11 protein-coding genes are annotated in these 12,482 nt (G+C 72.3%); 3 read left to right on the forward strand and 8 right to left on the reverse strand.

Annotated features, from left to right (window positions below; translation table 11 throughout):
- Positions 1-13: 13 nt before the first annotated feature.
- Together KSK32_RS01445 and KSK32_RS01450 are read right to left on the reverse strand one after the other, a co-directional pair.
- Positions 14-763, reverse strand: coding sequence for an SIS domain-containing protein (locus KSK32_RS01445; protein ID WP_018788343.1), 750 nt, complete (start codon positions 761-763; stop codon positions 14-16).
- Positions 760-1,707 (reverse strand): MurR/RpiR family transcriptional regulator, encoded by a 948-nt coding sequence (locus tag KSK32_RS01450; protein ID WP_216928076.1) that lies wholly within the window; start codon positions 1,705-1,707, stop codon positions 760-762. The genes KSK32_RS01445 and KSK32_RS01450 overlap by 4 nt, the downstream gene beginning before the upstream one ends.
- Before the next feature lie 156 nt (positions 1,708-1,863).
- Between KSK32_RS01450 and KSK32_RS01455 the strand changes: the two genes are divergently transcribed.
- Positions 1,864-2,853 (forward strand): N-acetylglucosamine kinase, encoded by a 990-nt coding sequence (locus KSK32_RS01455; RefSeq protein WP_216928077.1) that lies wholly within the window; start codon positions 1,864-1,866, stop codon positions 2,851-2,853.
- Between the two features lie 158 nt (positions 2,854-3,011).
- On the opposite strand, the gene KSK32_RS01460 is transcribed toward KSK32_RS01455, so the two are convergent.
- The 5 genes from KSK32_RS01460 to KSK32_RS01480 form a co-directional block, all read right to left on the reverse strand.
- Entirely contained in the window at positions 3,012-3,521 is a 510-nt protein-coding gene (locus KSK32_RS01460) for a hypothetical protein (RefSeq protein ID WP_254186913.1), read from the reverse strand.
- Positions 3,522-3,606: 85 nt separating this feature from the next.
- A complete protein-coding gene (locus tag KSK32_RS01465; RefSeq protein ID WP_216928078.1) occupies positions 3,607-4,530 on the reverse strand; it encodes a carbohydrate ABC transporter permease in 924 nt (307 codons plus the stop codon).
- Positions 4,527-5,435: a carbohydrate ABC transporter permease gene (locus tag KSK32_RS01470; RefSeq protein ID WP_216928079.1), complete on the reverse strand. Its 909-nt coding sequence runs from the start codon at positions 5,433-5,435 to the stop codon at positions 4,527-4,529. The genes KSK32_RS01465 and KSK32_RS01470 overlap by 4 nt, the downstream gene beginning before the upstream one ends.
- Positions 5,435-6,850 (reverse strand): N-acetylglucosamine/diacetylchitobiose ABC transporter substrate-binding protein, encoded by a 1,416-nt coding sequence (gene ngcE / locus KSK32_RS01475; RefSeq protein ID WP_216928080.1) that lies wholly within the window; start codon positions 6,848-6,850, stop codon positions 5,435-5,437. Before ngcE ends, KSK32_RS01470 begins: the two co-directional genes overlap by 1 nt.
- A gap of 299 nt (positions 6,851-7,149) precedes the next feature.
- Entirely contained in the window at positions 7,150-8,445 is a 1,296-nt protein-coding gene (locus KSK32_RS01480) for an aspartate aminotransferase family protein (protein ID WP_216928081.1), read from the reverse strand.
- A gap of 135 nt (positions 8,446-8,580) precedes the next feature.
- On the opposite strand from KSK32_RS01480, the gene KSK32_RS01485 reads away from it, so the two are divergent.
- A complete protein-coding gene (locus KSK32_RS01485; protein WP_216935695.1) occupies positions 8,581-9,543 on the forward strand; it encodes a hypothetical protein in 963 nt (320 codons plus the stop codon).
- A 26-nt stretch (positions 9,544-9,569) separates the two neighbouring features.
- Here the strand turns inward: KSK32_RS01485 and murD are convergent, their stop codons facing one another.
- Positions 9,570-10,916, reverse strand: coding sequence for a UDP-N-acetylmuramoyl-L-alanine--D-glutamate ligase (gene murD / locus KSK32_RS01490; protein ID WP_216928082.1), 1,347 nt, complete (start codon positions 10,914-10,916; stop codon positions 9,570-9,572).
- 87 nt (positions 10,917-11,003) lie between these two features.
- Between murD and KSK32_RS01495 the strand changes: the two genes are divergently transcribed.
- Entirely contained in the window at positions 11,004-12,353 is a 1,350-nt protein-coding gene (locus tag KSK32_RS01495) for a hypothetical protein (protein WP_216928083.1), read from the forward strand.
- Positions 12,354-12,482: the final 129 nt, after the last annotated feature.

The raw sequence follows: 12,482 nt of genomic DNA on the forward strand, positions 1-12,482 counted from the left end.
CTTGTGGGTCGGGTCAGGCGGTACGCCGGAGACGCCCGGCGTACCGCGACTCGAGGGCGAGGTTGTGCTCGTCCCCACCGGGGACGTTGGCGGAGAGGTAGACAGGGGGTACCTCTCCGGCCTGGTGGAACCGTCGTACGACCTCGGCGGTCAGCAGCTGCGCCAGCAGCGCCGCGGTGACCGACGAGACCGCACAGACCGCGCCGCCGCCCTCGAGCGGCAGCAGTGCGTCGCCGTACGGCGCGCCGTTGTCCAGCACGACGTCGGCGAGGTCGGCGAGCCGGTGCCCGGAGGGGTGCCGAGGAGCTACCCGGGCGGTGTGCTCGACCGAGGTGACGGCGATCAGCGGATGGCCGCCGCGCTTGACCAGCGTCGCCAGCTCGACCACCGAGCCGTTGATGCCGGACTGCGAGGCGACCACGAACACGTCCTCCGGCTGCGGCGCCGCCAGGGCGTAGAGCTGGTGCGCCACGGCCGGGTCGCGTTCCAGCTTCGGGTCGGCGAGCACGTCGCGGGGCGCGTCGCCGTGCAGCACGAGGTCGTGCAGGGAGAGCCGGTTGGCGGGGACCAGGCCGCCGGCCCGGGCGACCAGCTCGGCGGCGAACGCCTCTGAGTGGCCGGCGCCGAACGCCTGGAGGACGCCGCCCGCGCGCAGCCCGGAGGCGATCAGGTCGGCCGCCCGGTCCACCGCCACGGCCTGGCTGTCCACCAGCCGGTCGAGCACCGGGCGGACCGCGTCGGCGTACCGCTGGGCACTGATCATGAGAGGGCCCCCTTCGCGGCCTTGTGCCCGTCGACGGCCTGGGCGGTACGCCGGAAGGCCGCGTGAGCGCGGTCGTGGGTGCGCTGCGCCACCGCGATGTAGAGCAGGTCGAGCACGACGAGCTGGGGGTGCCGGGCGGAGAGCGCGTCGGGCCGGAACGTGGTGGCCTGGCTGGCGGTGACCAGCACGATGTCGGCCAGCTCGGCCAGCGGCGAGCGGGGGAAGCCGGTTAGCGCGACCGTGGTGGCCCCGCGGCTGCCCGCTTCGGCGAGCAGCTCGATGGTCTCCCGGGTCTGGCCGGTGTGTGAGATGCCGAGCGCGACGTCGCCGGCGCCGAGCAGCGCGGCGCTGGCCAGCCCTTCGTGCACGTCGCTCCAGGCCCAGGCGGCGACGCCGATGCGGTGCAGGCTGAACTGCATCTCCTCGCCGACCAGGGCGCTGCCGCTGGCGCCGAAGATGTTCACCCGGCTGGCCCCGGCGATGGCGACCGCCGCCCGTTCCACCTCGTGCAGGTCGAGCAGCGCGGCGGTGTCGTGCATGGCCCGCGTGTCGGCGGCCATGATCTGGTCGAGCACCCGGGACAGCGGGTCGCCGGGCTGGATCTCCCGTCCGATGTCGACGGTCCAGCCGGCCGAGCGGGCCCGCCCGGTCTCGGCGGCGATGCCGAGTCGCAGGTCGGCGTAGCCCTCGAAGCCCATCGCCCGGCAGAACCGGGTGATGGTCGCCGGTGACGTGCCGCTGCGCTCGGCCAGCTCGACGATGGTCGCCCGGGCGGCCGCCTCCGGGTCGCTGAGCACGTGCTCGGCGACCCGGCGCAGCGCACCGGTCAACTCTCCCGTACCGGCCCGCACCCGGGCCAGCACCCCGTCGGCGCCCAGCCGGTCGGCCGGAACGGCATCGACCACCGCGGTCGCCGCGGAAGTCTCCACCTCGTGCTCGGCCATCGGCGGAAGCCTTTCGGAAAGAGTGTTAACTGTTAGTGGTAAAAGTTCTTACTGAAGGCCCCTCCGTGTCAAGGGCGTGGGCGAAGTTTTCAAACTGTTACCTGGCGCACCCACGCGATCTTGCGCCCGGCGACGCGGCCGACGAGCATGAGAACCATGTCGGACACCGTCGTGCTCGGCCTCGATGTCGGGGGCACGTCCACCCGCGCGACCGCGCTGAGCCTCGACGGCACGCGCCTGGGCGCCGGCCGGGCCGGCGGCGGCAACCCCACCAGCCACGGCGCCGAGCGGGCCGCCGCCGAACTGCTCGCCGCCCTGCGCGCGGCGCTCGCCGACATCGACCCAGGTCGGGTACGCGCCGGCGTCATCGGCCTCGCCGGGGCCGGCCGCCTCCTGGCCGACCCGCACGGCCGCGACGCGTTCGACAGCGCGTGGGCGCAGGCGGGGCTGCGGTGCCCGTACGCCGTGCACGGCGACGCGCTCGTCGCCTACGCCTCCGGCACCGCCGCCCCGGACGGCACGGTGCTCGTCGCCGGCACCGGCGCGATCGCCGCCCAGGTACGCGACCTGCGGCTGGACCGCACCGCCGACGGCCACGGCTGGCTGCTCGGCGACGCGGGCTCCGGGTTCTGGCTCGGCCGGGAGGCGGTCCGCCGGCTGCTGACCGACCTGGACCGCGCGGACACCCCCGGCGGCCTGGGACGCCTGGTGCTGGCGGAGCTGACCGGCACGACCGAGGTGGACGCTCGACCGCGCGCCACCGCCGGAGCCGTGGTGCAGGCGGTGACGCGGCGACAGCCGGTGGAACTGGCCCGGCTCGCCCCGCTCGTGGTGTCGGCGGCCCGCGAGGGGGAACCCACTGCCGTCGCGCTGATCGCCGAGGCCGCGGCGCTGCTGGCGGAGAGCGTCTCCCGCATCCGCCCGCCGGGCGCGACCGATCCGGTGGTGCTCGGCGGCGGGCTGCTCACCGGCGACACCCCGCTGGCCGGCACGGTCCGCGCGGAACTGGCCGAACGGTGGCCGGGCACACCGCTGCACGGCGCCGGGGACGGGGCGGCCGCCGCCGCCTGGCTGGCCGCCCGGAACCTGCCCGAGGTGACCGACCCGGCGGCGCTGCACGCCCGCCTGGTGCCCCCGCCCGCCTGACCCGCCCGCCGCGCCGCCCCATACCGCCGCCCTGCGCAGTGCTGCGGCGCTCGGCCGTTGGGTGGAACGCCATGGGTGTCAAAACACCGGTTTGACACCCATGACGTTCCACCCGCCGCTTCCGGCGGCTCTCGGCGCGAGCCGGGCACTCCGGCTGGTCAGGATCGGTCTTGCGAGTTCGGCTGAGCCTGGTGCCAGCTCTGCGGGGCGGGCTGGCCCGGGTGGGCCTGCGGCGCGGCGCCGTACGGTGCGGGCTGCCCCGGGGCGGGCGGGACCGCCGGACCGGACTGACCCTGCCCCGCCGCCGGGTACATGCCGGGCTGCTGCTGCCCGCCCGGGTAATGCGGTGCGCCCGCGAACTGCTGCTGCCCGCCCGGGTACTGCTGCCCACCGGCGAACTGCGGCGCGGCGGCCTGCTCGCGGGCCTCCTTGCGGGCCTTGACGGCGCGCACGATCAACAGGATCGGCAGCACGAAGACGTAGAAGAAGATCCGGTAGCTGTCGCCGTCGTGGAGGAACAGCAGGTAGAAGCCGTACCCGAAGAAGGCCAGGCCGATGACCACGTTGAGGATCCGGGAGCCGGTCCCCTGTTCCTTGACGGCCACACCGACGGCGATCATCGCGATGCCGCCGAGTAGCAGCAACAGCGTGTAGAGGAGGAAGAACATGAGATTCCTGTCGATAGATGAGCGTGCCGGCTCACCCTAGGTCAGCTCGATCCTCCCCACTGCCCCGTTGCCCGTGGCAACCACCTCACTTGAGCTGCCCGGCGGTCAGTCCGGACTGGACCTGACGCTGGAACGCCACGTACACCACGAGAACCGGCAGCACCGCGATGGTCAGGCCGGCGAACAACTGGGCGTAGTCACCGGCGTAGCCCTGGCTCACCGCGAGCGAGCTCAGTCCCTGGGCGAGCATCCGATCCTGCCCGTCGCCGGGCAGGAGCACCTGGGGCAGCAGGAACTGGTTCCAGTGGCTGAGGAAGTTGAAGATGCCGACACTGATCATTCCCGGTCTCGCCATCGGCAGCATCACCCGGAAGAACAGCCGGAAGTGCCCGCAGCCGTCGATCAGCGCGGCCTCCGCCACCGACGTCGGCAACGTCCGGAAGAACGCCGTCAGGAAGAACACGGTGAACGGCAGCGAGTACGCGGTGTAGACCAGGATCAGGCCCGGCCAGGTGCCGAGCAGCCCCACGCTGCGGACCACGAAGAACAGCGGCACCAGCGCCAGGAAGACCGGGAACATCATGCCGCCGACGAACAGGTAGTAGACCACCTGCCGGCCGCGGAAGTCGTAGCGCGCGAAGACGTACGCGGCGGTGGCGCCGAGCAGCATGGTCAGGCTCAGCGAGCCCGCCACCACGACCAGGCTGTTGAAGAAGAACCGGCCGATGTGGGCGGTGGTCCAGGCGCGGGTCCAGTTGTCGAACCGCAGCGCCTCGGGCAGCCCCCACGGCTCGGCGATGATCTCGCCGTTGGTCTTGAGCGAGCTGAGCACCATCCAGGCCAGCGGCAGGACCGTCATCGCCGCCCAGAGCAGCAGGAAGCCGTGCGAGAAGACGTTCGCCACGCCCAGCTCGCGGCGCGGCGGCGGGTCGGCCGGGCGGGTCACGTCGGCCGGACCGGCCGCACCGGTCGTGGCGCCGGCCGCCGCACCGGGATCCACAGTGGTCACGAGTACTCGATCCGATCACGCCGGGCGGTGCGCAGCGCCAGCACCGCCACCGAGAGGGTCAGGAAGAACATCGCCACGCCGATCGCCGAGGCGTACCCGAACTTGTTCTCGCTGCCGAACGACGTGTCGTACATCCGCAGCCCGATCACGTCGGAGGAGAAGTTCGGTCCGCCGTTGGTCATGAGCTGGACCAGGATGAAGCCGTCCAGCGCGGCGATGGCGAGGTAGATCCAGGCCACCTGGATGGTGTCCCAGAGCAGCGGAATGGTGATCTTCCGCAGCATCGTGGTGCGGGACGCGCCGTCGAGCAGCACCGCCTCGTAGATGTCACGCGGGATCGCCTGCATGGCGGCGCCGAAGAGCACCACGTAGAAACCGACGTTGCTCCACACCATCACCGCCAGGACGCACCAGAACGCGAAGCGGGGGTCGCCGAGCCAGGCCGGGGTGGCCAGCCCGACGGCGCGCAGGGCGCCGTTGAGCAGGCCACTCGTCGGGCTGTAGATCTCCTTCCACAGCAGCGCGATGATCACCACCGAGAGCACCTGCGGGAAGAAGTAGACGAGCCGGTAGACCGAGGTGCCCCGCACCCCTGTCACACCGGCCCGGCCCTTGCGACCGCCCATGGTGAGCATGCTGGCGAAGAACAGGCCGAGCCCGATCGTCACCACCGGCACCACGGCGAGCAGGATCGCGTTGTTCTTCAACGCGTTCCACACGTACCCGTCGTTCAGCAGCGTGCGGAAGTTCGCCAGGCCGACCGGGTCGGCCTGCGCGGAGTAGCCCATCCAGTCGGTGGTGGAGATCTGAAAAGCCTGGAGGTACGGCGACAGCACGAAGATGCCGTACAACGCCAGTGGTGGGAGCAGGAACGTGAGGATCAGGGGGAGGCGGCCCTGTCGCATCACGCGGACCGCTTGTACTTCTTGACCGAGCTGTCCTGGGCGATCGAGTCGGCGCCCTTCTGGCACTGGTCGAGGAACTCGGCCGGGGAGATCCGGCCGCTGAAGAACTCGCCGCAGGCCGCGTCGACCAGGTTGCGCTCCAGCTTGCGGTAGTAGTTGTTGTAGACCCAGTTGAAGCCGTTGGACCCGGACGCGTCGAGCGCCTCGACCACGGTGCTGAGCCCGTACGGCAGGTCGATGCCCTCGGTGGCGCCGGCGACCACGGGCAGGCTGGCGACCTTCTTGGTGAAGTCCTGGGCGCCCTTGCGGGAGAGCATGGTCCGGAAGTATTCGAGCCCGCCTGCGACGTTGCGCGCTTTCGCCGGCACCATGAACGGCTCGCCCGCGGTGCCGCGGATCGCCTCGTACGGCAGCTTGTCACCGCTGCCCAGGCTGGGCGTCGGCGCGACGGTCATGTTGAAGCCGGGCGGGGTGACGTCCTTCTGCTCGCTCTCCAGCCAGGAGCCGCAGGAGATGAACGCGGCCTTGCCCTGGCACCACGCGGTCTGGGACTGCTTGTGGTCCAGGCCCGGGGAGCCGTCGAGGATGAACTTGTCCTTGACGATCTGGTGCCAGGCGTCGGCGGCGGTCTTCATCGCGTCCGACTTCCAGGCGTTCGGCTCCAGGTTGTCGATGGCCAGCGCGACCGACGGCCCGCCGAGCTTGATCGCGGTGGAGATCAGCGGCCAGCTCATGTAGCGGGGGTGCACACCGGCGTACGTCCAGGGCGCGATGCCCGCGGCCTTGATCCGGCGGCAGAGCGCGATGTGGTCGTCCCAGGTCTTGGCGTCCTCCCAGCCCCGGTCGGCGAACAGCTTGGTGGAGTGCCAGATGCCGTACACCGTGTAGGTGTAGTTGAGCACCAGGAACCGGCCGTCGTAGGAGCCGACCTCGACGGTGCCGGGCAGCAGCGTGTCCTTGACCGTCTTGCCGGGCGTGTCCAGGCTCGGCGCGGCGAGCAGCTCGCCCAGGTCGGCGAGCGCGTTCTGGGAGACCAGGCCGTTGAAGTCGATCTGGCCGGCGCCGGAGTTGTTCACCACGTCCGGCGGGCTGCCGTCGACGAAGCGGGGCTGGAGCGTCTTGCTGATCTCCGCGGTGGCCGAGTGCTTGATCTCCGCCTTGGGGTGGCGTTCCTTGTACATGGCCTCGTGGGCCTTGGCGTAGTCCTCCCCGAAGCCGCCGTTGAAGATCACCACTTCCAGCGGGGCGTCCTCGGCCACGCCGAGCGGGTTCTGCTCGCTCTTGGTGCCCTTGTACGCGCCCTTGTCGCCCTCGTCGCCACCGCCTGAGGTGGCGCAGCCGGCGAGCAGCCCGGCGGCGGGGGTGGCCAGCAGACCGGCGGCGGCGCTGCGCCGCAGGATCTCACGCCTGTTCATCGCATCTCCTCGGTCCGGGTACGCGCGGTGAGCACCCTGTCGCTTGTCTTCACAGGAAGCACTTCCAATGAAGAATTTCTACGACAGTGCGACGGGGACCACAAGACCTCTCGACCGATCCGTTATCCGTACCGGTCGGGCCCGGCCGGCCCGGCCCGGGCCCGTGCGCCGCCTGCGGCAGCTCGCGCGACGCACGCCGCCGGGACGGGAGCGCTACATCGACCTGCGCCGGGCGCCGGCCGTCACCATGGTCGTGCTCGGCCACCGGGCGGGCAGCGCGCCGCCGGGCGGGTCGACGCTCACGCCCCGATCGAGGCGCGGATCGCCTCGACCATGATCGCCAGACCCTCCCGGGCCTCGTCCTCGGTGAGCGTCAGCGGCGGACCCATCCGGATCACGTTGCCGTAGAGGCCGCCCTTGCCCACCAGCAGGCCGCCGGCCCGGCACGCCTCGAAGACGCGGGTGGTCAGCGCCGCGTCCGGCTCGACGGTTCCCGGGTGGACGAACTCGACGGCGAGCATCAGGCCCTTGCCGCGTACCTCGGCGACCTGGTCCAGCCCGGCGGTGGCCGCGCGCAGGCCGTCGCCCAGGATCGCGCCGACCCGGGCGGCGTTGCCCTGGAGGTCGTGGTCGAGCAGGTAGTCGAGCACCGCGTTGCCGGCGGCGGTGGAGACCGGGTTGCCGCCGAACGTGGAGAAGCTGATCGCCGGCACCGACTCCAGCACCTCGGCCCGGCCGACCACACCGGCCAGCGCGAAACCGTTGCCGATACCCTTGGCGAAGGTGAGCAGGTCCGGCGTCACGCCGTGTGCCTGGTAACCCCAGAAGTGCTCGCCGGTCCGGCCCCACCCGGTCTGCACCTCGTCGCTGATCAGCAGGATGCCGTGCTCGTCGAGCACCTTCTTCCAGGCGGCGAACAGCCCGTCCGGGCCGTGCACGAAGCCGCCCACGCCCTGCACCGGCTCGGCGATCAGGCAGGCCACGTCGCCGGCGGTCTGGGTGGCGAGCACCTCGCGCAGATCCTCGACCGCCGCGTCGACCCGGTCGGCGGCGTCGAGCCGGGCCAGCAGCCCGCGCAGCCGTTCTCCGGAGTGCAGCCAGGCCACCCGCAACGGGCTGAGCGCGCTGGCCGACCAGCCGCGGTTGCCGGTGACGCCCATCGTCGCGTACGACCGGCCGTGGTAGCTGTTGCGGACCGCGAGGATCTGGTGTGAGCGCCGGTGGTTCGTGGCGACCAGCAGCGCGGCCTCGTTCGCCTCGGTGCCGGAGTTGGTGAAGAAGACGCGGGCGTCCGGGATGCCGGAGAGCCGGGCGATCTTCTCGGCCAGTTCGACCTGCCCGCGGATCAGGTAGAGCGTGGAGGTGTGCACGAGGCCGGTCCGCAGTTGCCGTTCGACCGCCTCCCGGATCTCCGGGATGTCGTGACCGACCATCGTGGTCAGCACCCCGCCGAAGAAGTCCAGATAGGTCCGGCCGGCCGCGTCGGTGACCCGGCGGCCGGAACCGGCGACCAGTTCGAGCGGTTCGGCGTAGTAGAGCGGCATCCAGGACGGGAGCACGGCCCGGTGCCGGGCCAGCAGGTCGTCGGAGGTCATCGGCGTACCCTTCAGCGGAGGTGGATCCCCGCACGTTCCCACCACGGCCGGGCAGGGACAAGAGCTGCGTGACCCGCGCCCCGCCGGGTCCGGCCGGCGCCCGGCGGTAGCATCCGCCGGGTGCGGACGGATCAGGTGACGCTGCCGGACGGCGCGGCGGGGACGACACGGGAGCGACTCCTGACCGGGGTCAGGTTCTGGGTGGAGTCGGCGCCGGTGCGGCGTCTCGTGGCGCACTTCGGCGGCGACTGGCCCGACGGCGACCTGGCGGCGGTGCTGGCCGGACTGGACGCGTTCTCCGCCCGCCGCTGGGACTTCCGGCAGGGACGGGAACGCCCGGACGCCCGGGAGCCGGCGTTCGACCCGGCCACCGCCGGGCTGGTGCTGAACGCCGCCGCCGCGCTGGGCCTGGTCCGCGCCGTCGCGCCGGCCCGATCCGGGTACGCGCACCTGCTGGTGCTCGGCGGACTGGCGCACGCCTGCCTGCGGCGCACCGCGTACGCGGCGGCACTGACCCGCGCGGCGGCCGAGGTGACCGGCGAGGTGGCCGTGCTCGGCAGCTTCCGGCCGCTGTCCGCGGCCGAGTGCCGCACGCTCGACGCGGCCGGCCTGTCCGGCTGCGCCACCGAGGTGGACGTCCTCGACGCCGGGGTCCGGCTGGCGTTCGGGGTGGCCGAGCCGGACGACGAGAGCGGTGACCCGGCCGGTCATCCGCACCGGGCCTGGTCCTCGCGCATCTACCGGCCGGACGGGCTGCCTCCGGTACGGGTGCTCGCCGCGCCGTCCGGCGAACCGGACCGCCGTCGCGCGCACACCGCCGACACACAGCGGTTCTGGGCCGAGCACGTGCGGCTGCGCGCGGGCGACGAGGTGCTGATGGTGACCGCCCCGATCTACGTACCCTTCCAGCACTGCGACGCGCTGCGGACGCTCGCCGTGCCGTACGGGTGCGGCATCGAGACGGTCGGGGTGGACCCGGCCGCACGCGCCGCGGTCGCCGTACCGGAGCCCACCCTGACGCCGGGCCGCTACCTGCAGGAGATCCGGTCGGCGCTGCGGTCGATGCGCGCGCTGCACGCGACGCTGACGGCCGGCTGAAACCGGCGTGCGGTGCCGAAGCTGACTCAGCGGGCGGTGTCCGCGACCGCCTGCGCGAACACCTCGGAGCGGTGCTCGAAGTTGCGGAACCGGCCGTAGCTCGGCGCGGCCGGGGACAGCAGCACCACCCCGCCGGCCGGGGTGAGCTTGCGGGACAGCCCGACGGCGGCAACCAGGTCGTCGACCAGCTCGGTACGCACCGACGGCAGCCCGGACAGCGCCTCCACGATGCGGGGGCCGCTGTCCGGCACGCCGATCACGGTGATCTCCCGGCCGGCCAGGTGCGCGCGCAGCGGGCTGTAGTCCAGCCCCCGGTCGGCGCCGCCGACGATCACGGTCAGCGGCCGTCCCTCGTACGCGTCGATCGCGTGCATGGCCGCGTACGGGCTGGTGGCGAGCGTGTCGTCGACGAATGTGAGCCCGGACGGATCGGCGATCTCGGTGAGCCGGTGCGCCAGACCTTGGAACTCGGCGACCGCCACGGCGAGGCTGTCCCTGCGCGCCACCACGTCGACGCCGAGCGCGTCCAGCACGGCGAGGGCGACGCAGAGGTTGCCCTCGTTGTGCCGCCCGACCAGCGGCAGCACCGCGCGCGGGAACAGCGGCGTGTCCCGCTGGTGGAACCACTGTGTGCCGTCCGGCCCGGTGGCCACGTGCGTGGTGTCCGGGGAGCCGGCCCGGATCGCCGCCCGGTCGCCCAGCTCCGCCACCAGGCGCGGGTCGGCGCCGTTGACCACCACGGCGTGCGGGCCGTGCGCGATCAGGTTCAGCTTGTCCCGGTAGTACTCCCGCTCGCCGCCGTGCGCGTCCAGGTGCTCGGGGAACAGCGCGGTCACCACCGCCACCCGCGGCGAGTCGGTCAGGTCGGAACACTGGTAGCTGGACAGCTCCAGCACGTACAGCTCCGCCTCGGGCAGGTCCAGCAGCGGCACCCCGATGTTGCCGCCGAACACGTTCGGCCGGTCCATCGCGGTGAGCAGGTGGCTGATCAGGCTGGACGTGGTGCTCTTGCCCTTGCTGCCGGTCACCCCGACGGTCCGGTCCGCGTGGTCGGCCATCCACAGCGCGCTGCCCTGCGTGACCGGTACGGACCGGCGGCGCAGCTCCACCATCCACGGGTGGGTGTTCGGCACGCCCGGTGAGCGGACCACCAGGTCGGCGGCGGCCAGGCGCTCGAAGCCCTCCTCGCCGGTGACCAGCGGCGCCGCGGCGGCGAGCGGACCGTCCCAGGGCAGCGTGAGGAAGTTCGCGCTGTCGTCGACCACGACCAGGCCGGCCGGCCCGTGCGCGGCGATCGCTGTCACCGCGGCCCGGCCCTCGCGACCGGCGCCCCAGACGGCGACATGACGTCCGCGCAGATCAGACAGGCGCACGGGCACTCCTCGGACTCGGTCGACGCACGGCGGGCAGGGTCCGGCCCAGCCGGACACGGACGGACGAACCAGGGCCTAGTATGGCGTGTGCCCAACGAGCAGCTGCGGCGGATGGACGCCTTCACCTTCCCGTCCTACTCGATCGACTTCGCCACCGGCGAGGTCCTGTTCGACTACGCCCTGACCGGTCCCGACGGCGAGCAGCGGTTCACCGAGGTGATCACGCTTCCGCTGCCGGCCGAGCCGGTCTCCGACGCCACCGCGGCCACCCTGGCCCGGGTGCTGGAGCTGCTGCACGTGGTCGCCGGTGTCAGCTACTACAAGGCCGCCGCACCGCCCCGGCTGGTGCTGCCCGCACCGCTGGGCGCCGCCGCCGTCGAGCTGGTGACCGCCGTCTACACCAAGGGCCTCGCCGAGTACGCGTACCGCAACGAGCTGCCGCACGTGCTGGAACTGCGTCCCGAGGTACCATCCGGCACCGTGGACCCGGCGGAGCCGGTGGACAACTCCGACCGTCGTCCGCTGTCGGCGGTGGGCGGCGGCAAGGACTCGATCGTCACGCTGGAGGCGCTGCGCCGCGCCGGCCTCGACCCGGTGCCGTTCTCGGTCAACCCGAACCACGTGATCGTGTCGGTGAACGTGGCGTCCGACATGGTGCCGCTGGCCGCCCGCAGGCGGCTGGATCCGGTGCTGTTCGAGCTGAACGCGGCCGGCGCGCGCAACGGTCACATCCCGGTCACCGCGATCAACTCGCTGATCGCCGTGGCCACTGCGGTGCTGCACGGGCTCGGCCCGGTGGTGATGTCGAACGAGCGGTCCGCGTCCGACCCGAACCTGATCTGGAACGGCCACGAGATCAACCACCAGTGGTCAAAGGGTGTCGAGGCCGAAGGGCTGCTGCGCGCGGCGCTGGCCGAGCACGCCGGGCTCACCGAGCCGTACTTCTCGTTGCTGCGCTCCCTGTCCGAGCTGCACATCGCCCGGCTGTTCGCCGAGATCGACCGGTACGACGCGGTGGTGACCAGCTGCAACGCCGCGTTCAAGCTGCGTGATGCGAGCGAGCGCTGGTGCCGCGACTGCCCGAAGTGCCGGTTCGTGTTCCTGGCGATGGCGCCGTTCATGCCCCGGGAGCGGCTGACCGGCATCTTCGGTGGTGATCTGCTGGCCGACGAGTCCCAGATCCCCGGCTACCGGGAGCTGCTCGGCATCGACGGGCACAAGCCGTTCGAGTGCGTGGGCGAGGTGGAGGAGTCGGTGGTCGCGCTGAGCCTGCTCGCCCAGCAGGAGCAGTGGCGCGACGCCCCGGTGGTACGAGCGCTGGTGGCGGCGCTGCCCGACACCGCCTGGCAGGCGGCGGCGACCTCCGACGTGTTCACCCCCGGCGGCGACAACTACGTCCCCGCCCTCTACGCCAAGACCCTCACCGCCCTGACCTGACCCGCCCCCGCCCCCCCGCCCCCGCCCCCGCCCCCGCCGATCATGAACTTGACGGTGCGAATTCGGGCGAAACACCGGCTCAACTTCATGATCAACGCTCGCGTCTCATCAAGCTTGGAGTTGTGGCAC

The organism is Micromonospora sp. WMMB482, from assembly GCF_019038635.1.
Lineage (GTDB): Bacteria > Actinomycetota > Actinomycetes > Mycobacteriales > Micromonosporaceae > Micromonospora > Micromonospora marina.